Source organism: Chlamydiota bacterium (assembly GCA_012729785.1).
Lineage (GTDB): Bacteria > Auribacterota > Tritonobacteria > UBA1439 > UBA1439 > UBA1439.
Window position 1 is genome coordinate 1 of sequence record JAAYCL010000037.1, and the last position, 21655, is coordinate 21655.

General features: G+C 68.6%; 22 protein-coding genes. 8 read left to right on the forward strand and 14 right to left on the reverse strand.

The features are described from left to right. Positions 1-152: 152 nt before the first annotated feature. The gene (locus GXY35_08940) at positions 153-1625 is read right to left on the reverse strand and encodes a YncE family protein (GenBank protein ID NLW94703.1); all 1473 of its coding nucleotides are present in this window, start codon (positions 1623-1625) and stop codon (positions 153-155) included. 473 nt (positions 1626-2098) lie between these two features. On the opposite strand from GXY35_08940, the gene GXY35_08945 reads away from it, so the two are divergent. Together GXY35_08945 and GXY35_08950 are read left to right on the forward strand one after the other, a co-directional pair. Next, positions 2099-2671: an RNA polymerase sigma factor gene (locus GXY35_08945; protein ID NLW94704.1), complete on the forward strand. Its 573-nt coding sequence runs from the start codon at positions 2099-2101 to the stop codon at positions 2669-2671. A 78-nt stretch (positions 2672-2749) separates the two neighbouring features. Further along, positions 2750-3697 carry a hypothetical protein gene (locus GXY35_08950; GenBank protein NLW94705.1) on the forward strand — a complete coding sequence of 316 codons (948 nt, stop codon included), beginning with the start codon at positions 2750-2752 and terminating at the stop codon, positions 3695-3697. Between the two features lie 209 nt (positions 3698-3906). Here GXY35_08950 and GXY35_08955 read toward each other — a convergent pair whose 3' ends face one another. From GXY35_08955 to GXY35_08970, 4 genes are all read right to left on the reverse strand, one after another. After that, positions 3907-4665 (reverse strand): hypothetical protein, encoded by a 759-nt coding sequence (locus GXY35_08955; protein NLW94706.1) that lies wholly within the window; start codon positions 4663-4665, stop codon positions 3907-3909. A gap of 467 nt (positions 4666-5132) precedes the next feature. Then, positions 5133-6104, reverse strand: a complete 972-nt coding sequence (locus tag GXY35_08960; GenBank protein ID NLW94707.1) for a hypothetical protein — start codon at positions 6102-6104, stop codon at positions 5133-5135. Between the two features lie 97 nt (positions 6105-6201). Beyond that, positions 6202-6651, reverse strand: coding sequence for an NUDIX hydrolase (locus tag GXY35_08965; protein NLW94708.1), 450 nt, complete (start codon positions 6649-6651; stop codon positions 6202-6204). Positions 6652-6661: 10 nt separating this feature from the next. Beyond that, a complete protein-coding gene (locus tag GXY35_08970; protein NLW94709.1) occupies positions 6662-7948 on the reverse strand; it encodes a tetratricopeptide repeat protein in 1287 nt (428 codons plus the stop codon). Positions 7949-8139: 191 nt separating this feature from the next. Here GXY35_08970 and rlmN point away from each other — a divergent pair, with 191 nt between their 5' ends. Then, positions 8140-9249 carry a 23S rRNA (adenine(2503)-C(2))-methyltransferase RlmN gene (gene rlmN / locus GXY35_08975; GenBank protein NLW94710.1) on the forward strand — a complete coding sequence of 370 codons (1110 nt, stop codon included), beginning with the start codon at positions 8140-8142 and terminating at the stop codon, positions 9247-9249. Positions 9250-9302: 53 nt separating this feature from the next. Then, positions 9303-10280, forward strand: coding sequence for a magnesium/cobalt transporter CorA (gene corA / locus GXY35_08980; GenBank protein NLW94711.1), 978 nt, complete (start codon positions 9303-9305; stop codon positions 10278-10280). 17 nt (positions 10281-10297) lie between these two features. On the opposite strand, the gene greA is transcribed toward corA, so the two are convergent. Beyond that, on the reverse strand, positions 10298-10759 hold the full coding sequence (gene greA, locus GXY35_08985; protein NLW94712.1) for a transcription elongation factor GreA: 462 nt from the start codon (positions 10757-10759) through the stop codon (positions 10298-10300). A gap of 194 nt (positions 10760-10953) precedes the next feature. Then, entirely contained in the window at positions 10954-11397 is a 444-nt protein-coding gene (locus tag GXY35_08990; protein NLW94713.1) for an Hsp20/alpha crystallin family protein, read from the reverse strand. Between the two features lie 508 nt (positions 11398-11905). Between GXY35_08990 and GXY35_08995 the strand changes: the two genes are divergently transcribed. Both GXY35_08995 and GXY35_09000 read left to right on the forward strand, forming a co-directional pair. Further along, positions 11906-13075, forward strand: coding sequence for a class I SAM-dependent rRNA methyltransferase (locus GXY35_08995; protein NLW94714.1), 1170 nt, complete (start codon positions 11906-11908; stop codon positions 13073-13075). A 140-nt stretch (positions 13076-13215) separates the two neighbouring features. After that, positions 13216-13590: a hypothetical protein gene (locus GXY35_09000; GenBank protein ID NLW94715.1), complete on the forward strand. Its 375-nt coding sequence runs from the start codon at positions 13216-13218 to the stop codon at positions 13588-13590. Between the two features lie 5 nt (positions 13591-13595). Here the strand turns inward: GXY35_09000 and smpB are convergent, their stop codons facing one another. The 7 genes from smpB to GXY35_09035 all read right to left on the reverse strand — a co-directional run bounded on the left by smpB (position 13596) and on the right by GXY35_09035 (position 18686). Next, positions 13596-14060 (reverse strand): SsrA-binding protein SmpB, encoded by a 465-nt coding sequence (smpB, locus tag GXY35_09005; GenBank protein NLW94716.1) that lies wholly within the window; start codon positions 14058-14060, stop codon positions 13596-13598. A gap of 342 nt (positions 14061-14402) precedes the next feature. Next, entirely contained in the window at positions 14403-15185 is a 783-nt protein-coding gene (locus tag GXY35_09010; protein NLW94717.1) for a PEGA domain-containing protein, read from the reverse strand. Between the two features lie 209 nt (positions 15186-15394). Continuing rightward, positions 15395-15661 (reverse strand): hypothetical protein, encoded by a 267-nt coding sequence (locus GXY35_09015; protein NLW94718.1) that lies wholly within the window; start codon positions 15659-15661, stop codon positions 15395-15397. A gap of 8 nt (positions 15662-15669) precedes the next feature. Beyond that, on the reverse strand, positions 15670-16602 hold the full coding sequence (locus GXY35_09020; protein ID NLW94719.1) for a pyruvate ferredoxin oxidoreductase: 933 nt from the start codon (positions 16600-16602) through the stop codon (positions 15670-15672). A 32-nt stretch (positions 16603-16634) separates the two neighbouring features. Continuing rightward, entirely contained in the window at positions 16635-17786 is a 1152-nt protein-coding gene (gene porA / locus GXY35_09025; protein ID NLW94720.1) for a pyruvate ferredoxin oxidoreductase, read from the reverse strand. A gap of 5 nt (positions 17787-17791) precedes the next feature. Then, positions 17792-18127, reverse strand: a complete 336-nt coding sequence (locus GXY35_09030; protein ID NLW94721.1) for a 4Fe-4S binding protein — start codon at positions 18125-18127, stop codon at positions 17792-17794. Beyond that, complete coding sequence (locus tag GXY35_09035; protein ID NLW94722.1) at positions 18120-18686, reverse strand: pyruvate synthase; 567 nt, start codon at positions 18684-18686, stop codon at positions 18120-18122. Before GXY35_09035 ends, GXY35_09030 begins: the two co-directional genes overlap by 8 nt. A gap of 159 nt (positions 18687-18845) precedes the next feature. Between GXY35_09035 and GXY35_09040 the strand changes: the two genes are divergently transcribed. Both GXY35_09040 and GXY35_09045 read left to right on the forward strand, forming a co-directional pair. After that, on the forward strand, positions 18846-19805 hold the full coding sequence (locus GXY35_09040) for a glycosyltransferase family 2 protein (GenBank protein ID NLW94723.1): 960 nt from the start codon (positions 18846-18848) through the stop codon (positions 19803-19805). A 28-nt stretch (positions 19806-19833) separates the two neighbouring features. Further along, positions 19834-21618, forward strand: a complete 1785-nt coding sequence (locus GXY35_09045) for a hypothetical protein (protein NLW94724.1) — start codon at positions 19834-19836, stop codon at positions 21616-21618. Positions 21619-21655: the final 37 nt, after the last annotated feature.

Consider the following 21655-nt stretch of genomic DNA (forward strand, 5'->3'; position numbering starts at 1 on the left):
GGCGGAGTCGCCTGCGACCACGGGCGGCGCGCCCGCGGCCGAGGAGGCGACGGTCAACTGACGGGACAGTTCCTGCACATCAAAGCAGCCGCGGTATGCGGCTGCTTTTTTTTGCCCGCGGGACGGTGGCTATCGGGGCAAACCCCTCCCCATCACGGCAGGCGGAAGATGTTCGAGTTCTCCACGGGGATGCCGTCGGTCCGGACGGGGCCCACGCCCGCGCGCACAAAGGCGGCGGCGAAGACCCAACGGTCGTTCCACCCGCCGCCGGCGGTGAACGGGAGCGTCCCCGAGACGGCCGTCGGGGGGAACCGCACGCCGCTCCAGGTCGGCTCGCGCAGGGCGCCGGTGTAGGCGTACGCCATCCCGCTGCCGTAGAACCAGACCTCCCCGCCCGCGAGCGCCTCCTCCACGGTCGAGGGACGGTTGACGGCGACCGGATCCCTGACGGCGGCGAGGTAGATGTCGACCGGGGTGTCCCTGAAGTCGAGCACGTCGAAGCCGCATTCGTAGCCGAGAACGCCCTCCTCCCCCGCCTCCAGATAACCCGGTGTCACGCGCAGGTTGAGGTAGTTCCTCCGGTGCGGCTCCCAGTCGCCCACGGCCACGCCGACAGGGGTCGCCCTGTAGCCCTCGATCGTGTTCAGGTCAGCGACCGCGTCGAGGAACATGCTCTCCTCGCCCGTGTTCACCCTGTATGCGCGGCACTCATGCTCGGCGTGCTCGGTGACATAGATCCTCGTGCAGTCGCGGTTCCTCACGACGCGCCTTCCGTTGGAGGGGATATCCGCCTGGGCCACGTTAGCCCAGAACGGGGCGAGCTGCCACATCGTAACCTTGGCCGCATCCGGGATATAGTGCCCGATGAAGAGGTAGTTCCCGTCCGGCGAGATATCGATCCCGCGGGGCCTCGTGAATCCGTCGGTGGGCAGCGGCGTGATCATCCACGGGTCCTGCAGCGTCAACCGGTCGATCCTGTGGTGGTCCATCGTGCTGACGTAGAGATACTGTCCGTCGGGACTCGCCGCCGCGTCCCCCAGTCCGCCGTGCTCACCGAGGGTGTACGTATACAGCGGCCGGCGGTCCGCGGTGCGGAAGATCCTCACCTTCCGGGAACCCTGATCGACAAGGCAGAATCTGGTGCCTTCGGGGGTGAAGACGATGAACGACCCCTCCACGTCGGCATGCAGATCGGGCGCCAACGGCGCGCAGCTGTCCGCGTCGAACCGAACCAGAAGGTCGTCCTGGTGCATCGCCACGAATACCTGCTCCCCGTCGGGCGTCACCGCAATGCCCATCGGTTCGGAAAGGGTGTCGCTGAAATCGAGGCTCTCGATGTACTGGAAGCTCTCCGCGTCTATGACGAACAGATGATACCCGTTCGGGCAGGTCACCCAGAGCTGCGAACGGTCCGGGGTGATTGCGATCGAGTGCGCGTCGAATGCGGGAAGGACGAGCGTCTGGAGAATCTTGAGATCGCTCCCGCGCAGCATCATCACCGAACTCCATTCCGGCTGCGTCATGCTGTGCCCGTAGCCGTTGGCGATGTACACCACCTCCTCGGCGGACACCGCAACGGCGGCAACGACGGCGCATGCAACCGCGATGCCGATCGGCGTTCTCATCCCCGCCCCCTTTCCTCGCCATCCGCCCAAGGCGCGTGCGGCGACGCGCATGCCCCGTGCGTGCGCCGCCCCAAGGGCTTTTTAACATACGACGCGTATTTAGTACAGTCTTATATGCCGCGCTGTCGCACCAAAATGATAATGTCCTCATCCGGCCAAACTAGAAATATCCCCTCTAATGGCCCCCCGAGAGGGGGTGGCCGTAAGAGAGGGGATACTGACGATGAGTCGAGGGGAGAGGGAGAAGCTGCGGGTGATGGGGATGGTGAAGGTCGGGACAATGCGGCTGAGAAAGGCCGCGCCTCCGCCGCGGATCGCGACAGCCCCGTCGCTCCGGTCAGGATCCCCCCCTCCCAACCCGGCGGGCCCCGCGTATGCGCCGCCGGCGGAGGCGGCGCTTGCCGTGGGATGCGGAGCGGGAGTAGAATCAGACGGGCGTGGCGCCGGATGCCGGCCCGCCGGGAGGGGGACGCATGGACCCGGGCGGATTCGACGGCGTCTTCAGATCGCACGCCCCCCTCGTCTGGTCGGTGTTGCGCGACGCGGGGGTGCCGCGCGACGACTCCGAGGATCTCTTCCTCAAGACCTGGGAGGCGGTCTGGGATTCGCTCCCGTCCTTCTCTGGAAGGGCGTCGCTGGCCACCTGGGTCGCCGCCATCGCCAGGAACAAGTGCCGGGACTACTACAGAAAAAGAGAACCGGAACTGCCCGCAGACCCCGCGGCCATCGATCGCATGACAACGTCCCCCGACGCGCCCCTCTTCCCGCGCGGGGAGCACCTCCTCTCCCCATCGCTTCGGGCCGTCGCGCGCGATGCGCGCGCGCACGTCGGGCGCGCGCTCGCCGCGCTTCCGCCGCTCGAACGCACGATCGTGACGCTCTGGATGCGCGGCTTCGGCTACGATGCCATCGCCGCCGTGGCGAACAGGGCGGGCCTCGGCCCCGTCGTGGCGTCCCATGTCGGCGTGCTGCTCATCCGCGCACGGGCCGCCTTGCGCCGCATCCTGAGGGAGGCCGGCATACGAAAGATGCACGATTTGCTGTAACTTTTCCCTGATTCCGGCGACTAGTATGGTGGATGGGGGGAACGGTCCCGCGGCACGGGAGCGGAGAGGAGTGAACCGATGAGATGCTGTACACAGGCGACGATCGAACGCTACGCCGACGGCGAGCTTTCTCCGGCCCGGAGGCGCCGTGTCGAGGCGCACACGGCCGCCTGCCCGGCGTGCCGGGAGCTGCTGCGGAGCGTCCACACGTTCAACGCCGTGCTCCGGGCCGCGGGCGCGCGCCTCGGCCGGGAAACGACGGCCGCCTGCCCTCGCGGCGAAACGATCGCCGCCCTGATGGAGGGGGCCGTTTCGTCCGCGGAGGAGCGGGGACGCGTCGCCGCGCATATCGCGGAATGCGGGGCCTGTGCCGCTCGCGCGGCGGAGGCGGCGGAGGCCGCGCGCCTCGTCCGGCGCCTCGAGGCCTCCGGCCTGAAGCGCCCGCCGCGCCGCGTCTGCAAAGCGGTCCGACAGGCGCTCCTCGAAGATGAACCGGCCTTCATCGGCGAGCTCGCCGCGTCGATCAAGAACCTCTTCGCCCGTCTCGCGCCGCCGTCCGGAGAGGCCGTTTCCGCCCCCGCCTCCGCATGGGCGGTCGCGGAACCCAACGCGCCGTATCCGCACAGAACCGGCGCGCGCACACCGACGGCCGGGAAACCGGTTGGGAGGAGGGGGGCCGCAGGCGCGCGATGCATCGGGGTGAAGAGGGCGCCCGGTCCCGCAACGCCGAACCGGTTTCCGCCCGGGGGCCCGGTCATCCGCTCCTTCTCGCACGGCCGGCTCGCGGTGGACCTTTCTCTCGCCGCCGCCGTCAACGGGGCGGTCGCCTGCACGGTGCGGCTGGCGGACCGGAGGGGGACGCCGCTTCGCTCCGTCCTCGTCGAGATGCGGAAGGGCGCCGCGACGCTGTGCACGGCCCCCACCGGAAAAACAGGCGAGGTTGTATTCGACGGACTGGTCTGCGGACAGTACCAGTTCCTCATCCGTCGCGGCGCGGGCGCGCGGATCGGCGTCACGCTGGCCTGACGGGCACGGTCCCGGCGGGCCGCACACCGGCCGCGGACCGGCCCTCGACATGTCCCCCTCATCCATGGGGGGGAAGAGGAGGCGATCCCGCACGCGGCGAACGCCTCCACTCCCCCATCGTCCGAGGGAGGAGAGGAGGAAAAACCACCCGCGCGTATATGGCGGAGAACCACTGATCCGTCACACGGGCGGCCCGAAGCGCCTCCGCGTCACTCGACCTCAAGGTCCGTCGAGTGTAGTCCGCCGATGATCCCCGCCTCTCCGACGAACGCGCCCTGCAATCGGTAGGTACCGGTCTCCACGTTGTCGAACTCGAACGACGCCACGCGGTAATTCGACAGGGGCGAAGTGACGGTGCGCGGCCCTTTCAGGTACGGCGCCCCTTCCCCGGCGCCTCCGGGGACGATCCCGCCGCCGTTCGTCAGATAATGGTACCCGCCGGCCGGAGAGACGAACCGCACGTAGGGGGTGAATCCTGCGCACGGTGTGACGTCGGCGTAGATCGTGATGCGGTCGTGCGCGCCGTCGAAGAGCCGCGTGCCGGCGTTGAGCGCGAGCGGCGGGGCGGAGGGCTCCACGCCGCCCTGCCACCCGGCGAGGCGCGCCATCATCCACCAGAAGGCGCGGGCCTTGTTTCTGCAGCTCTCCTCGTTCGCGTGCGTGCCCTCGTAATCGCCGTTGTACGCGGGATGCTCCACGGGGACACCGCCTTCCGCGTGCCGCTCGTTCCCGTACCAGCAGTCGAGGTCCCCGAAATCGTAGAGGATCCTTCCATAGGTTCGGCAGTGGGAGCGTATCTGCTCGTTGCGCGCGTGCCGGGTGCGGTTCTCGCCCTGCGCGTTCGCCGTCATGTAGACAAACCGGACGTCGGGGTTGGCGGTTTCCAGGTCGACCATCCGGGCGAGATACTCGCCGACCTGCCCCTCGCTCCACGTCTCCAGCTCGTCGCACCAGGAGAAGATGGACACGTTGAGCGCAGGGCAGTTGCCGAGCAGCGCCTGGATGCCGTCGAAATAGTCGTTCTCATATGGGTAGCGGTGCCCGGCATCCCGGTGTATACGCAGAGCGCGCCCGTTTCCGCGGGAAGGTTCTGCGTTTCGATGGCGACGCGGCAGGGGCCGGTGGTTGCCTCTATCCGTTCGAGGCCGACGGTGATCTGGCTGCCGTGCGACCGGTGGGCGTAGTGCACCCGGAGGTTCGACTGCGCCGCGGCGATGTACTCCGCGGGCACCTGCGACAGGTCCGCGCACGTGTGGTCGACGATCAGCCCCTGCGCCCGCGCCGGACCGGCGGCGAGAACAATCGACGCGCCGCACAGGATGCAGACGTTTCTTTTCACGGCCGATCCTCCCCGGCCCCCGCACGGGCGCAGACCCCGTATCCCCGCGTTCGCCGGAACAGATCAGGCGCCGCGAAGAAGCGTCGCGGCGCTGCGTTAGCGCCACCCGTACTCGTACCCCCCGTAAACCCCATACGGCCCCCCGGAGTCCCGCCGGTACCCCGGAGGGACCGCGGCGGGGGCGGGCTGGAAGCTCAGGCGCACCGGCAGGCCGCCCGGCTCATCCCGCCACCGGTGGTAGAAATGGTTCAGGAGCGGCGCGAACTCATCGGTCGCCTTCTGGTTCCCCGCGGCGTTCGGGTGGTCGTCCCCGTTGTGGTACGGTGAAACACCGTCGGCGGAGGGACTGGCGCAATGCTGGATCCCCCCCTCGTGCACGCGGTGGTGCGCGTCGAACTCCGAGAGGACGGTGTAGAAGTCGAACACGGCGACGTTGCGGTGGGGGTATCCCGCGAGCCACCCGGAGGATTCGTCGCAGAGCCAGTCGCAGAGCTGCTGCGTACGCGACCAGCTCGACACGACCGTCTCGCCGGGGGGCGTGACGAGTATGAAGAGCTTGTCGGTCCGGGAGGCGAGATACGGCAGGAGGCTGTCGTAGACCGCCTGTTCATCCGCGATGCTTTCGCCCACCTCGCTGCACGGGTAGCAGGATTTGAACATCACGATCTCGTTCTCCCCGCCCGGGTCGTCGATCGCCGTGTAGGAGGCGTGCTGACTGTTCGTCGCGTAGAGCGCCCCCATGATGTTGTCCCGCCGCGCGACGCCGTTTCCCTGGATCGTCGTGTCGGCGAACCATGTCGGCCAGTCCGTCGTATCGGTTTGATCCCCGATATCCGGATTGTACGGCGCATCCCACCCGTAGTAGGTGTCCCGGACGACGTAGTTGTTCAGGCCGAGCGTATCCCCGAGGTTCCCGTTGCCCGTATTGAGCCACTGGTCGCCGCAGGAGTGGTGCACGAAGACCAGCCGCACCGGGTCTGCCGGGGGCGACGTGTCGACCTGCCCCGACGCCGCGGTCCAGCCGAGAAGAAGCGCGCCGAGGAGGGTCCATCGAAGACGATCGCGCATGGTCGCCTCCCTTGCCGCGCCTCCACGACCGCACCGTCGCAGACGAGCGTTCCCCGCGAAAGAATGGCGGCCCCCCGAGGAGCGGCCGAAACGGCGTTCAGCGCCTTTTCGCGAAATAGTCCTCGAGGACGCGGCGGTGGTCGAATGCGATCTCGCGGGGCAGCTCGTCCGCGGCGAATACGCCGACCTCCGCCGCGTCGGAGTCGGCCCGCGCCTCGCCCTCCCCCTCGGCGGTGAAGACCGCGGAGATGGTGTGGAACCGCGGATCCCTGTCCGGGGCGGAGTAGACGCCGAGGAGGCCGGTGAGCGTCACCCGCAGGCCCGTCTCCTCCGCCGCCTCACGGACGGCGCACGCCTCCGCCGACTCGCCGTACTCGATGAAGCCGCCGGGGATGGCCCAGCCGCGGGGAGGGTTCTTGCGGCGCACGAGCACGACCGCCTCCCTCCCCTGTTTCAGGCGCCTGATGAGGATATCCGCCGTCGGGAACGGCGCGATGCGCGCCGGAAACTCGACGCCGCAGCCGGGACAGGTGACGCCGCCTTTCATCGTCAGCCTCCTAGAATATGAGCGCACGGCGCGCGCGCGGTTTCTTCGTCGCGGGCGCCGGCGTCTGCTCGGGCGCGGGAAGGGGCAGGCCGAGCGTCCGCGCGACCTCGGGATGCGACCTCCCCTCCGGCCTCAGGGCGAGGTAGCGCCTGAACGCGTCCTCCGCCGCCGGCCGGTCGTCGAGGTAGTCGCGGCAGATGATCCCGATGTCCAGCCACGCGTCGGCGAGCGACGGGTCGAGCTCGACCGCCTTCCGGTACTCCCCGATCGCGCCGCGGTAATCTGTCCGGAGGGCGAGGAGCGTGGCGAGGTTGTTGCGCAACGCCGCGCTGTCCGGAAACGCCTTCACCCCGCTCGAGGCGGCGTCGACGGCCGCGTCGAGCTTCCCCTGCCGATGGCAGGCGAGCGCGAGGGCGTTGAACGCCTCGGGGCTCCCCCCGGCCGCCTCGATCACCAGTCGGTGGACCGCGATCGCCCCCGCGGCGTCGCCCTTCTTCTCGTGCGCCTCCGCGAGCGCCTGTGCGATCCCGGCGCACCGGGGGCGGGTCTTCGGGCTGAACCCCGCCTTGAGCTCCCGCAACGCCTCGGCGAGTTTGCCCTCCCGCAGGAGCCGCTCGGCGAGCAGACAGCGCTCCTCGGGCGACGCGGCCCCGAGCGCCGCGAGCGCCGCGAGTTGCTCGAGCGCCTTCCCGTCCTCCCCCGCCGCGCCGAACATCTCCGCCGCCTTCCGCCTCGCGGCGGGGTCGTTCGGATTCGCGGCGGCGATGCGCTCGACGCAGGCGGCGGCCTCCCGCTTCTCCCCGCTCGCCCAGAAGTACGGCGCGAGCCTCTGCTGGAGGGCGGTGTCGGCGGGTTCGAGCTCCGCCGCGGCCTTGAGCTCCCGGAGCGCCTCCGGCTCCCGGCCGAGCTGCAGGCATAGCATCCCGAGACGCTCGTGCAGCGCCGCGTTCTCGGGGAGGTGCTTCATTGCGTCGGCGTAGTGCACCGCGGCGGCGTTGAGGTCCCCCGCCGCGAGCGCGACGTCGCCGAGGGAGATGCAGGAGGCGGCCTTGTAGCAGTTCCAGTACCGCTCCCCGGTCGCTGTGTCGCCGAGAAGGGTTCCGTAGATGTAGCCGAGGTTGAACAGCGCCGCGCCGTTCATCGGGTCGCCCTTGAGGATCTCCTTGAACTCCCGTATCGCCTCGTCGTATCTCTTCAGGGCGACGAGACTCTGCCCCCTCGCCACGCGCGAGGCGGCGTCCGGCGCCGGGGGGGCGGAAACGATCAGGGATACAATCGCACAGAGCACGCGAATCACGGCGGTTCCTCGTCACGCCCAGGATGATGTAGATGGTAGCATATCCGGCGCCCGGAATGCACCAGACCCGCCGTGTACACAGGGGGGGGCACTCGGACACGCCGATCGGCCCGGCGGATGGTACACTATCCGCATGACCGTCCTTCATCTTTCCGCCTGAACCGTGCCGGCTACGCATGAAACCCGACCTGATGGGAATGAGTTTCGCGGAGCTCGAGCGGCTCCTCGCCTCCATGGGGGAGCAGCCGTACCGCGGAAGGCAGATCGCCGAGTGGCTCTACCGCCACGGCGCCTCGGCGTTCGCGGAGATGACCACGCTCTCGAAGTGCCTGCGCGAGCGGCTGGAGAGGGAGGCGCGCATCGGGAAGCTCGATGCCGCCGCCGAGACGACCTCCGCGGAGGGCGACGCCCGGAAGTGGCTCTTCCGGCTCGAGGACGGCGAGGCGGTGGAGACGGTGCTGATGCGCCTCAAGAACAGCCGTTCCGTCTGCCTCTCCACGCAGGTCGGCTGCCCGGTCGGGTGCCGCTTCTGCGCGACCGGCGCGCTCGGCTTCCGCCGCAACCTCACCGCGGGGGAGATCGTGGGGCAGTTCCTCGAGGCGCGCCGCCTCGTCGCGGAGGATGAGCGCCCGACGCACGCCGTCTTCATGGGGATGGGCGAACCGCTCCTCAATCTCGACGCGGTCGAACGGGCGATCAGGATCCTCCTCTCGCCGGGGGGCCCCGCGTTGGGCCCCCGCCGCATCACCGTCTCCACCTGCGGGATCGTTCCGGGCATCCGGCGGCTCGCCGCCGCGGGGCTTCGCACGGAACTCGCCGTGTCGCTGATCGCCGCCGACGAGCAGACGCGGCGCCGCCTCTTCCCCCCGGCGGAAAAGTACCCCCTGGACGAGTTGCTCCGCGCCGCACGCGACTACGCGGCCGCGATCGGGAGGCCCGTGACCTTCGAGTACGTGCTCCTGAAAGGAATCAACGACTCCCTCCCCGACGCGCAGCGCCTGAAGAAGCTCATCCGCGGCATCCCCTGCAAGGTCAACCTGATCCGCTACAACCCGGCCCCGGCGCAGGGGGCGGCGCCCGCGGTCGAATCCGCGCGGGGGCAGGGGGTTGGATCCCCCTCCGGCGGCGCGGCGGCGGGGGCGGCGCGCCTCGAGGCCTCGGCCGAGTCCCGCCTCGCGGAATTCCAGCGGTGGCTCGCCTCCTCGTGCATCGCGGTCACGGTGCGCCGGAGCAAGGGGGCGGGCATCGGGGCCGCCTGCGGCCAGCTCGGCGCGTCGCGCCGCGCGGAGGGCCGTTTTTGATTGAACGAGGCGCCGCATTACGCTACACTGCGGCGCGTCTGAAAGGAGGGGCGATGCTCTCGTCCTGGGCGTACCTCGAGGACGGCACCTTCGTGCAACAGGTGCCGCGCGAGCGATTCTGCGCAACGCTCGCGAACCCGAAGAACCTCCTCTGGGTGGATTTCGAGGACCCGTCCGAGGAGGAGATCGCCATCCTCAGGAACGACTTCGGCTTCCACCCGCTCCTCATCGACGACTGCATCGCCTCCCACAGCCACCCGAAGATCGACGAGTTCGACGACTACTTCTTCCTCGTGATCCACTCCTGCTTCTTCTATACGGAGAGGCACCTCGACGAGGCGTTGAACATCCGGGAGCTCGACCTGTTCGTCGGCAGAAACTTCGTCATCACCCACCACAACGGGCACATACGCGGCGTCAGCACGAACCGGAAGCGTTGCGAACAGGGCTCCACCATCATGAAGCACGGTTCGGATTTCCTGCTCTACAGCCTTCTCGATGCGCTCGTCGACAACTACTTCCCCATAATGGACACGCTGAGCGAGCGGATCGAGAAGATCGAGGAACAAATCCTCACCGACCCGACGCCGGCGCTCCAGGCGCAGCTCTTCGCCGTCAAGCGCAGTCTGGTGACGCTGCGGAAGATCGTGGGGCCGCAGCGCGAGCTGATGGCGCGCTTCATCAGGCCCGGGTTCCCGTTCGTGCGCGAGGAGTACCGCCCGTACTTCAAGGACATCTACGACCATATCCTGCGCATCTACGAGATCACCGAGAGCGCGCGCGAGCTCATCTCCGCGGACATGGAGGCCTACCTCTCCTCCATCTCGTTCAGGCTGAACGAGATCATGAAGACCCTCACCATCATCGCCACGTTCGCCATGCCCCTCACGTTCATCACCAGCTTCTACGGGATGAATCTCGAGATACCGGAGTTCAAGTGGGGGCTGTGGGGCTACGCGTTGGTCTGGATACTGATGGCGGTCTGCTCGCTGCTGATGCTGCTCTACTTCAGGAAGAAGAAGCTCATCTAGGGACGCCGGGCCGCCTCTCAGCGGTACGGCTCGATCGAGAGGATCCTGAACCGGCGCGTCCCGCCCGGCGTCTCCACCGGGAACTCCTCCGAGACCTTCCGCGCGATCATCCCGCGCGCCAGCGGGCTCTCGAACGAGATGATCCCGCGGGAGAGGTCCGCATCGGCGGGGCCGAGGATGCGGTACTCGATCTCCTCCCCGGCGTCCAGGTCGAGGAGGCGGATCCGCGTGCCGAGGGAGACGGCGTCGCCGCGGATCTGGAGGTCCTCGATGAGGCGCGTCTCCGCGAGCTGGACGGTGATCTGCTCGAGGCGCGCGCCGAGCAGCATCAGCCGGTCGCGGGCGGCCTCGTACCCCGCGTTTTCGCGCAGGTCGCCCTGCTGCGCCGCCTCCAGCTTCTCCCTGCTGACCTTCGGGATCTCGACCTCGCGCAGCCGTTTGGCCTCCGCGGTCAGGCGCGCATGCGATGCCTTCGTCATGTAGTTCATCGGCGTATAGTATAGACGATGCGCGCAACCCGTTCCAGACCGGAACGCGACACCACCCCGATCGTTTCGAATCGACCGAATGCGCGCCCGGTTCCGCGGGCCGGTGCTCGCGTGCGCCACCCGCGATGAAAAGGGCCCCCGCGCCGCCGCGCGGGGGCCCCGATCTTCAGGCGGAACGGTGCCGGCTACTTCTCCGCCTCGATCCTGATCTTCCTCTGCTTGGCCTCCTCCGCCTTCGGGAGCCTCACCTCGAGGACCCCGTTCTTGAACGTCGCCTTCGCCTTGCCGGAATCCACCGGGTACGGGATCGTCACCGCCCGCTGGAACGATCCGTAGACGCGCTCGCAGCGGTAGAACCCGCGCTCCTTCGCCTCGGACTCCTGCTTCCTCTCGCCGCGCAGGACGAGGGTGTCGCCCTGGATCGAGATGTCGACCTCGTCCTCCTTGAGGCCCGGCAGATCGGCCTTCACGACCAGGTTGTCCTTCTCCTCGTAGACGTCCAGCGAAGGGGCCCACACCAGCTCGCCCCCCGAACGTGAGGAGCTGACATCGAACAACCGGTTCACCTCTTCCTGGAGCTCGGCGAAGGGGTTGAAACCCTCCCTCGGCCTCCATCGGATCAGTGCCATGTCTCATCCCTCCTTTCGTGTCGCCCTCTACCCGCCTTACTGGATAGCACAACGCATGCCATCCGGCTCCAGGGGCTCCGCCACGCCGCCGCGTGTTCATAACCGCCTGTGCTTCAAGCGACAACAGCCGCCGGGGCCGGTCCGTCTCTCCGCACGCGCCTCCTCCCCGGCGCGCGCGTGTGCCAGCATGGCACATGACAAGCCGCCCCAGCCTTCCCCGCCGCGCCAGTTTGACCCACCCGCGCGGACGCTGTATTCAACCCGGTGCGTCCCATTGGCTGAAGCAACGATTGGTTCCGATGCGCTTTTCTTGAAACAGTCAGCCGCCTTCGTGCGGATAGTGCGTGAGAGGAGGTCCACGCGGCGTCTTCAGCTGGTGCACGGACGTCCGGCGCGGCGGGGGAGCGGGCGCCCGAAAAGGTGAACTGCGACACAACATATTCACCCCCAGCGCGTTGGATACGACGTCTCCTTGCCAGGGGCGGCGCGCTGCGCTACACTACGGGCGATGAAGAGGGCCGCCGCGACGCTCAAACGGAAAGGGTTCGCCTGGTACGCGACCGGGCACGCCTGGGTCTATCGGGACGACCTCGCGCGGGTCGAGAACGCCTCGCCCGGGGACATAGTGGACCTGCTCGATCCGCGCGGCCGGCTCCTCGGGAGGGCGTTCTACGGCGACCGGTCGAAGATCGCCCTTCGCCTTCTCACGCGAAACGACGAACCGGTCGACGACGCGTTCTTCGAGCGCCGCGTCCGCGAGGCGGTCGCGCGGCGGCGCCCCTTGATGGAGGAGAAAGGGGCGCTGCGCCTGATCTACTCCGAGGCCGACGGTCTTCCCGGCCTGATCGCCGACCGGTACGCGGACTGGATCGTGCTCCAGTCGCTCATCCCCGGCTCGGACTCCCGCGTCGGCCTCTTCGCCTCCATCCTCCGCGCGCTCCTGGACCCGAAGGGGATCGTCCTCCGCAACGACGCGAGCGCCCGCGCGCTCGAGGGGCTCCCGCTCGAGAGGAAGGTCCTCACGGGCGACCTCCGCGGACCCGTCGAGGTCGTCGAAGGCGACATCAGGTACCTCGCCGACATTCTCAACGGCCACAAGACGGGCGCCTATCTCGACCAGCGGGAACACAGGGAACTCGTCGGCCGCCTCGCCCGCGGGAAGGCGCTCGACTGCTTCTGCTACCAGGGGCACTTCGCCCTGCACTGCGCGCAGCGGGCGGAGGCGGTGACCGCGCTCGAGTCCTCCCGCGAAGCGATCGCCGCGATGGAGAAGAATATCGCCCTGAACGGCTTCTCGAACGTCACCCCCGTCGAGGGCAACGCCTTCGACCTCCTGCGGGCGTGGCAGAGGGAGAGGAAGCGGTTCGACACGATCGTCGTCGATCCGCCGCCGCTGGCGCGGAAGAAGGCCCACGCGGCCGACGCGATGCGCGGCTACAAGGAGATCAACCTCCGGGCGATGCATCTGCTCGCCCCCGGCGGGATCCTCGCCTCCTTCTGCTGCTCGCACAACATCCCGCCGGACCTTTTCGGGGAGATCCTGCGCGCGGCCGCCGCCGACGCCTGCTGCTCCTTCCGCGTGCTGCACGCGCTCGGCCAGCCCCCGGATCATCCGGTCCTCCTCAACGTCCCCGAGACGGCGTACCTCAAGGGGCTGGTCCTGGAAAAGATCTCCTGAGGCTCCTCCGTTCTTTTCTACAACGACATCCCGCGCTTTGGTCGCACTGTTCCCCGCTCCCCTTCCCCTCGCGCAACGATCGTGCCTTGGCGCTCTGTCGCGCAGCGGCATCGATTCAGAACGGCCGCGGCCGGTGCGGCGTGCCGGAGCCCCACGCGGGGTTCATCGCGGTGGGCGCGGGGGAGGACCACGGTATCGGACTGCGCTGCGACGGCTCGATCGCGGCGCAAGGAGGCACTGTTTCCGGGCAGTGCGGCGTGCCGGAGCTCAACGGCGGGTTCACGGCGGCGGCGGGCGCCGGCCTCGGCATCGGCCTCAGATCGGGCAAGGCCCCCTCGCCCACCCCAAGCCCGACGGAGACGGAGACGCCCGGTCCGACGGCCACTCCCGCGCCCGCTCCTCCGCCGGTCGTCATCCGCATGAACTTCCAGCGTTCGGACCAGTTGTCTCCCCGCGGCTTCGTCGCGGAGTCCGGCTCCCCGTTCGAGCCCGGAATCGGCTACGGCTGGCGCTAAAAGGGTCAGTGGGTTCGGCCCTTGATGGCGCGGCGGATTTCGCGCTCGGCGACGCGGCGCTTCAGGGTTTCGCGCTTGTCGGGGGCCTTCTTGCCGCGCGCGACGGCGAGCTCGACCTTCAGGCGCCCCTCCTTGAAGTAGAGGCGCAGGGGGACGATCGTGAGCCCCTTGCGGGCGATCTGCCCCTCGAGGTAGGCGATCTCCCGGCGGTGGAGCAGGAGCTTCCGCTTCCTGACCGGGTCGGGGTTCTCCCTGTTCCCGAACTCGTAGGGGCTCACGTGGGCGTTGCAGAGGAACGCCTCGCCCCGTTCGATCACGCCGAAGCTGTCGTTGAGGTTCGCCCGCCCCTGCCGAAGCGACTTCACCTCGGTCCCCCGCAGCACGATCCCCGCCTCGATCTTCTCGAGCACCTCGTAGTCGTGGCGGGCCTTGCGGTTGGTCGCGACCGGCTTCGTTTCCTGTATCGTCATATGGGTGCGGAGGCCGGAAGAGGGGCTCCGTGCGAACCCGGATGTTGTGCGGGGCGTCGGGAATCAGAACCGGATCCCCGATCCCGCGGCACCGATGCGCCTGCGCATCCGGTTCGTGCGGGGTTCCCGCTTCGATCCCTCCGCCTTTCGGGGAGAATAATTCGGCCCGCCGGCGGAGACGGCCGGGGCCGGAAGGCCGGCGCGCACACTCGGAGGCTCAAACCGAACGGCGCATCGCCGCGTTCAACCCCCGCCCCTGAAACGCGCCCCTCTCTCAGGCGGGAGCGGGGGATCGCCGGATCGCCTCCCCGCGCGATGCGGCGGGGAAGCCGAAAACGAGCGTCACGGCTTCCCCTCGTCCGCGCCGGGGACCGGCGCCTCCTCCTCTCCCCCGCCGCCGACGGTGCCGGGGACCGCGTCCTCCTCGAGCTCCGACTCCGCGCCGGCGGGACTGAGCTGGAGCCGCTCCGCCTCCAGCGCGGAGGAGACCTCGTCCCCCGCCTCCGCCGCCTTCTCGAGTCTTGCGGTTATGGTCAGATCGTTGTCGGCGAGCACGCTGATCACGCGGGCGTAGACCTTGTAGCCGGGTTTTCGTATCTTGAGCACGTAGCTCCCCGCGGGGAGCTTAAGGAGCGACGTCTTCCCGTTCCCGATGAGGCTGTCGTTGAGGTAGATCTCCGCGTTCGGGTCCTCCGGGAGCGCGGCGATCACGACGTTGCCGTGCTCCCTCTCCACGACGCTCTCCCGCTCGTCCATATAGAGCGTCAGATTCCCCGTGTACGACTTGACCTGCTCCCGCACCCCCGCGTTCTCGATGCTGAAAAGACGATAGCAGTTGGCGACGGTCACCGCCTGCGCCTCGTCGTCGTAGCCGCGTTTCCTGACCAGTATCTCCGCCAGATCCGGGACGATGAAGTGGGCGGAGGAGTCGCCGCGGTTGAACGCGGTGTACTTGTACGGGGTGCGCCCGACGTAGTTGCCGTTGAGGTAGAGGAGCGCCCCCTCCGGCATCGAGTGTATCCAGACCGTGCAGCTGGTGGTCGCGACCCCGCCCATCCGCCTCGAGGCGCAGCCCTCCGCGAGCGCCGCCAGGACGGCGAGCCCGATCAGGAATGCCCGTTTCATCGACGATCTCCTTTCGATCTGTCTGTCCACAGGTATCTACGCTCCCGCGGGGGGCGATGTTCTGCGCCGCGTCCGGGGATACCGCGCCTGATCGGCACGATTCTAGCACAACGGGCACCGGGGAGGCACAATTTCGGCGGCGGGTGGCGGCGTTTCGGAGGAGCCGCGAAACCTGTGGAAGAGATGCGCGACGCGACGACCCGGGCGGCTCAATGCACCTGGCGTTCCGGGGGGGAGAAGAGGAAGCAGCCCTTGTTGCGGGAGAGGACGGTCTGGACGAAGTCGAACGGGCGGGTCTCCGTGAAGCTGCTGTCGAACCCTCCGGCCATCGAGGAGAAGACCATCTCCTTCAATCGGTCGATCGCCTCGTCGGAGAACCTGCCCCGGGCGGAGAGGGAGAGCTCGGGGCAATGCGCCTCGAAGCTGCCGTCGGGCTGCTCGGCGATCTCCATCGTCAGGTGCAGGCGCTGGACCATCCCTCCCCTCACCCCGTCTTCTCGCCGCAGAGCGACAGCAGCTCGTTCCACCGGCGGTCGACCTCCTCCTGCATCAGGGCGACCAGCGGCTGGTTTTCCGGCTTCATCAGGTGGCTGAACCGTTTCTGGCGCTTGATCCACTCGGTGATCGGCAGCTTCTGCCTGGGCCGGTAGTTCAGCTTCCAGACGCCGTTCTCGACCTCGAAGAGCGGCCAGTAGCAGGTCTCGACCGCCAGTTTGCAGACATCGAGCGAGTTCTCCATCGGCACCCGCCACCCGCGGTGGCAGGAGGAGATGACGTTCATGAACTTGGGCCCCTCGATGGAGAGGGCCTTCCGCACCTTCCCCATCAGATCCTGCCAGCGGTGCGGGGATGCCTGCGCGACGTAGGGGATCCGGTGCGCGACCATGATCTTCGTGAGGTCCTTCGGGAACTGCTTCTTTCCGGTCGACACCGCCCCCACCGGCGCGGTCGAGGTCGCCGCGCAGAACGGGGTCGAGCCGGAGCGCTGTATCCCGGTGTTCATGTACGCCTCGTTGTCGTAACAGACGTACAGCAGGTCGTGCCCCCGCTCCATCGCCCCGGAAAGGGACTGGAGGCCGATATCGTACGTCCCGCCGTCGCCGCCGAAGGCGATGAACTTGATCTTCCCGCTGATCGCGCCCCGTTTCAGGAGGGCGCGGTAGGCCGTCTCGATCCCGCTCAACGTCGCCGCCGCGTTCTCGAACGCGTTGTGCATGAACGGCACGCGCCACGCCGTGTACGGGTAGATGCTCGTCACCACCTCCATGCAGCCGGTGGCCGAGACGCAGACGATCGGGTCCTCGGCGGCCATCAAGACGAGCTTGATCGTGATGATGCTGCCGCACCCCGCGCAGGCCCGGTGCCCGGGGCTGAGCGGAATCGTCTTCTTCGAGAGCTCCTTCAGATTGATCGCCATGTCGGTTCCCGTGCGCGGGCCTGAAGGCCCGCCTACTCCCTCACCCCGAGATGCACCGGGCCGGCGCCGGTGAGATCGAACGCCGCCCGCGCGAGATCGGGGCTCAAATCCCTCCCGCCGAGGCCGTAGATGCAGTTGACGACCTCCGCGGAGCTTTTCCCGTAGAGGGCGGCCTTCACCTCCGCCCCGAGCGGGCCGCCGACCGCGTTGAACCCCTCCGCGCGGTCGAGCACCACGATCCTCTTCGCCCGGCCGATCGCCGCGGCGATCTCGTCCGCCGGGAACGGCCGGAACATCCGGAGCTTGAGGACCCCGACCTTCCGGCCCTCCGCCCTGAGCGTGTCCGCGACCGCCTTCATCGTGCCCGCGGCGGAACCGAGGCAGACGGCGACCGTCTCGGCGTCCCCCGTCCGGTGCGCGTCGAAGAATCCGTACTCCCGCCCGGTGAGGGCGCCGTACTCCCTGCCGACCGCCCGCACCACCTCCTTGGCCCGCACCATCGCGTCGGCCTGCTGCTTCTTGTGCTCGAAGTAGTAATCCTGGAGATCGAGCGGACCGTAGGTGACGGGGTGGGCGACGTCGAGCAGCGGGTGGAGCGGCTTCCGCTTTCCGATGAAGCGCCGCGCCTCAGCGTCCTCGACGATCTCCAGACGCTCGATGGTGTGGCTGATGATGAAGCCGTCGTAGGTCGGCATCACCGGCAGCAGGACATCCGGGTGCTCCGCGATGCGCACCGCCTGGAGGATATTGTCGTACGCCTCCTGCGGGTTCTCGCCGTAGAGCTGTATCCAGCCGCTGTCGCGGCACCCCATCGTGTCGCTGTGGTCGCAGTGGATGTTGATCGGGCCGCTCAAGGCGCGGTTGACCACGGTCATCACGACGGGGAGGCGGAGCGAGGCGGCGACGTAGACGATCTCCCACATCAGGGCGAGGCCGTTGGCGCTCGTGGCGGTCATCACCCGCGCCCCGGCCGCGCAGGCGCCGACGGCGGCGCTCATCGCGCTGTGCTCGGACTCGACCAGGATCATCTCCGTCTTCACGAGCCCGTCGGCGACGAACTCCGTGAACCGGTGCATCAGCTCGGTCTGCGGCGTGATCGGATAGGCGGGGACCACGTCCGGGTCGACCTGGCGCATCGCCTCCGCGGCGGCCTCGTTCCCTGTCAGCGCAACGATCTTGTTCATCCGCCTCACGCCTTCTTCTTCGAGCCGAAACGCCCCTTGGCGTCCGCCGGGCCGGCGCCCTCGGTCTCGAGCACCATCTCGATCGCCTTCACCGGGCAGATGTGCGCGCAGATGCCGCAGCCCTTGCAATGGTCGTAGTCGTAGCCGGCCATCGTCCCCTCTTCGACGTCGATGCAGCAGTCGGGGCAGAGGAGCCAGCACTGGAGGCAGTCGATGCATTTGCCCTTGTCGACGCGGGGACGGTACGTCCTCCAGCCGCCGGTCACGTACTTGACCGCGTTCCCGGCCTCCAGGATGAGCCCGCCCGGCGGAAGCTCCCGGGACCCCTTCTCGTCAGCCATCGCACTTCACCTCGGCATAGGCGCGCCGTATCGCCCGCAGGTTGCCGTCGATCGTCTTTTGATCGAACTTGCGCGAGAACTCGCGCGTGACCCCCGCGATGAGCTCCTCGACGCCGAGGACCCCGGTCACCTTGAGGAGCGCCCCGACCATCGGCATGTTCGGTATCGGACGCCCGATCTCGTCGAGGGCGATCGTGGTGGCGTCGACCGTCCAGATCCTGCCCCGGCAGAGGCCGGCGAACGCGGAGGCGTTGTTTTTGGTATTGATGATCACCGACCCGCCCTCGGCGAGCCCCTCGCAGACGTCCTCGGGGCCGATCAGACTCTCGTCCAGGACGAGGATCACGGTGGGGTGGTAGATGGAGCAGTGCTCGCGGATCTTGTCGGAGCTGATCCGGGTGAACCCCTTCATCGGGGCGCCGGAACGCTCCGGGCCGTACTCGGGGAACCCCTGCCCGTACTTGCCGCTGTGGATGGCGACGACCGCGACGAACTCGCAGGCGGTCTTCACCCCCTGCCCCCCGCGTCCGTGCCACCTGATTTCAGTCAGCGTGCCCATCACGGGTGCATGGTAGCACAGGGCATGGGCGAAGGCAAATCGAAATAGCGTCTGGGTCCTCTTTTCACCCGCGTCGCGCGCCCCTGTCCGCGAACGATTCGCGTTGATTCTCCCCTCCGAACGGGTATAATGTCACATTGCACGGTGCGAAAGGCGGCCATGGACGAACGGCAAGAAACAATCTCCCTCTCGGTGGTGGTCCCGCTCTACGACGAGGGCGCGAACGTCGTGCGGTTCTACGACCGCCTCAAGCCGGTCCTCGACAAGATCGGGCGCTCCCACGAGATCCTGATGATCGACGACGGCTCGAAGGACGACACCTTCGCGCGGCTCAAGGAGCTCTGCGGCCGCGACCCGCATTTGCGGGCGATCCGGTTCCGCCGCAACTTCGGCCAGACCGCCGCGATGGCCGCCGGGATCGACCACGCGCGCGGGGACGTCATCGTGACGATGGACGGCGACCTCCAGAACGACCCTCGCGACATACCGATGCTGCTCGAGGGGATCGACCAGGGGTACGACGTGGTGAGCGGCTGGCGGGCGGACCGGAAGGAATCGTTCCTCTTGCGCCGCCTCCCCTCCATGGTCGCCAACCGGCTCATCTCCGCCGTCTGCGGCTGCCGCCTCCACGACTACGGCTGCACCCTGAAGGCGTACCGGCGCGAGCTGATCACGGCGATCGGGCTCTACGGGGACTCGCACCGTTTCATCCCCGCCCTCGCCACCGGTATGGGCGCCGCCGTGGCGGAGGTGAAGGTCCGCCACTACCCCCGCACGCGGGGGCAGTCCAAATACGGGCTGAACCGCACCTTCCGCGTCATCCTCGACCTCCTGACCGTGAAGTTCTTCTTGAGCTTCGCCACACGGCCGATGCGCATCTTCGGCTCCCTCGGCTTCCTGGCGTCGTTCGTCGGCTCCGTGCTCCTTCTCCACCTCTCCTATGTCAAACTCGTGCTGCGGCACGGCATCGGGGGCCGCCCGCTCCTGATCGTGGCGATGCTGCTCCTCCTCGGCGGGCTCCAGTTCATCACGATGGGGCTCCTCGGCGAGATGCTGACGCGGACGCACCACGAGGTGGCCAACAAGACGATCTACAAGGTCAAGGAGACGCTCAATTGACCGGGACAGACCGGTTTTGAAGGAACGGATGAGGACACGATACGGCCTGGCCGCGGCCCTCCTTTTCGCGGCGCCCCCCTCGACCTCGCCCGCCGCGGAGGCGTGGCTCGCCTACCCCGACGCCGGAACGATCGTCGCCTGCCCGGTCTCGAACGGGGAACCCGGGGCGGTCTCGATCGCGGCGCGCGCGGGGGCCTCCGGGTGCGCCCCCGCGCTCGCCCTGGGTCCCGACAACCTGCCCGCGGCGGCCTGGCTCGCGGCCGACGGCGCGGTGCTCTTCGCCCGCTTCGACGGGAGCGGCTGGTCCGCGCCGGAGACGGTGAGCCCCTCGTCGGGGCTGCACCGGGGCCTTCCCTCGATCGCGGTCGCCGGCGGCGTCGCGACGGTCGCGTGGGCGGAGGAGGCCGACGGGGGATTCGAGGACGTCTTCTACGCGGTGCGGACCGACGGGCGCTGGGGCCCGCCGCGCCGGGCGCACGCGCGGAACGGCGTGCCCGACATCCTCCCCGAGGCGCGGGCGGGAACGGACGGGACGCTCGGCCTCTCCTGGCAGTCGCTCGACGGCGATCGCTATGTCGAAAGGCGCATCGGCGCGGCGGCGCTCCCGCCGGGCGCCTCGTCGCTCGCCCCGGGCCTCCCCGGGCGGCTTCTCGACGCGGGCTTCCCGCCGGAGACCGCGCTCGCCTGGCGGGAGGCGGGCGGCATCGGCGCCTCCGGGCGCCTGAAGGACCTCGTCGACGCCGCGAGACCAACGAGAGAGGCGGCGTGCGAGGGGACGAGATCGGCGGGGGCGTTCCGCGCCGACGCCGGGACGCGCACCGTCATCGCCTTCGGCGACAGCATAACCTGGGGCAGGGGGAGCAGCACGGACGGCCCCCGCACCGGCTACCCGGCGTTCCTGAACGGCATCCTGATGTACAACTACCCGGGGCAGCAGTTCAATGTGCTCAACAAGGGCGACCCCGGCGAGCAGACGTCCGACGGCCTCAACCGCATCGACGACGTGCTGGACGAATACCGGGCGGATTGCATACTGATCATGGAGGGGACGAACGACATCTTCCATTCTGTCGCCTCCAGGACCATCCAGCAGAACCTGGAGAAGATGGCATCCAAGGCCCGGAAACGTGGCGTGCTCCCGGTCCTCTCCACGGTCATCCCGACGATCCCCTACGGCGACCGCCGCGAACAGTACCAGAGCACGAAGCAGTTCTACTACGGACGGTACGTCCAGAATCTCGCCGCCAAGCTCGACCTCGCCTACGCGGACCAGTGGGCCGCCTTCGCGGACGTCCCGAACTGGGCCAAGGTCGCGATGGACCAGGCGTCGGGAAACCACCCCAACGACAACGGGTACCGGTACGCGATGGCGCCGGAGTGGTACGAAACGCTCAGGCCCGTCTTAAACGGGATCCTCCCGTTCACCCCGTATCCGCCGCGCCTGGACCTCGCCGCGGCCCCGGAGGCGGTGGCGCGAGGCTCCTCCGTGACGATCAGCTACACGTGCGCCCCGAGCAACGACCAGGTCCTGAACGGGGTGGACTGCTACGCGGCGGTGCGGACGCCGCGGGGGGCGCTGCTCTACTTCGACTCCTCGTGGGGCCTGACGCCGTCCGCGACGCCGTTCTTCCGGAAGGCGGTCCTGTCGGACGTCCCCCCCTCGGGCGTGCTCGCGAACCTCGCCATCCCGCGCACCGCCCCGCCCGGCTCCTACACCTTCTATCTGCTCGCCGTGCGGGCCCTGCGAAACGTCGATGACCCGGGGCAATGGTCCGGCAACCTCGCGGAGACCGCCTTCAAGGTGGTCCGCTAGCCGGCCGGCCGCCCGCGTCTGCCGGGGGGGGAACCTT

Coding starts and splice junctions, on each gene's coding strand:
- GXY35_08940 (NLW94703.1), bottom strand. CDS start 1,625: ATGAGAACGCCGATCGGCATCGCGGTTGCATGCGCCGTCGTTGCCGCC.
- GXY35_08945 (NLW94704.1), top strand. CDS start 2,099: ATGGACCCGGGCGGATTCGACGGCGTCTTCAGATCGCACGCCCCCCTC.
- GXY35_08950 (NLW94705.1), top strand. CDS start 2,750: ATGAGATGCTGTACACAGGCGACGATCGAACGCTACGCCGACGGCGAG.
- GXY35_08960 (NLW94707.1), bottom strand. CDS start 6,104: ATGCGCGATCGTCTTCGATGGACCCTCCTCGGCGCGCTTCTTCTCGGC.
- GXY35_08965 (NLW94708.1), bottom strand. CDS start 6,651: ATGAAAGGCGGCGTCACCTGTCCCGGCTGCGGCGTCGAGTTTCCGGCG.
- rlmN (NLW94710.1), top strand. CDS start 8,140: ATGGGAATGAGTTTCGCGGAGCTCGAGCGGCTCCTCGCCTCCATGGGG.
- corA (NLW94711.1), top strand. CDS start 9,303: ATGCTCTCGTCCTGGGCGTACCTCGAGGACGGCACCTTCGTGCAACAG.
- greA (NLW94712.1), bottom strand. CDS start 10,759: ATGACGAAGGCATCGCATGCGCGCCTGACCGCGGAGGCCAAACGGCTG.
- GXY35_08990 (NLW94713.1), bottom strand. CDS start 11,397: ATGGCACTGATCCGATGGAGGCCGAGGGAGGGTTTCAACCCCTTCGCC.
- GXY35_08995 (NLW94714.1), top strand. CDS start 11,906: ATGAAGAGGGCCGCCGCGACGCTCAAACGGAAAGGGTTCGCCTGGTAC.
- smpB (NLW94716.1), bottom strand. CDS start 14,060: ATGACGATACAGGAAACGAAGCCGGTCGCGACCAACCGCAAGGCCCGC.
- GXY35_09010 (NLW94717.1), bottom strand. CDS start 15,185: ATGAAACGGGCATTCCTGATCGGGCTCGCCGTCCTGGCGGCGCTCGCG.
- GXY35_09015 (NLW94718.1), bottom strand. CDS start 15,661: ATGGTCCAGCGCCTGCACCTGACGATGGAGATCGCCGAGCAGCCCGAC.
- GXY35_09020 (NLW94719.1), bottom strand. CDS start 16,602: ATGGCGATCAATCTGAAGGAGCTCTCGAAGAAGACGATTCCGCTCAGC.
- porA (NLW94720.1), bottom strand. CDS start 17,786: ATGAACAAGATCGTTGCGCTGACAGGGAACGAGGCCGCCGCGGAGGCG.
- GXY35_09030 (NLW94721.1), bottom strand. CDS start 18,127: ATGGCTGACGAGAAGGGGTCCCGGGAGCTTCCGCCGGGCGGGCTCATC.
- GXY35_09035 (NLW94722.1), bottom strand. CDS start 18,686: ATGGGCACGCTGACTGAAATCAGGTGGCACGGACGCGGGGGGCAGGGG.
- GXY35_09040 (NLW94723.1), top strand. CDS start 18,846: ATGGACGAACGGCAAGAAACAATCTCCCTCTCGGTGGTGGTCCCGCTC.
- GXY35_09045 (NLW94724.1), top strand. CDS start 19,834: ATGAGGACACGATACGGCCTGGCCGCGGCCCTCCTTTTCGCGGCGCCC.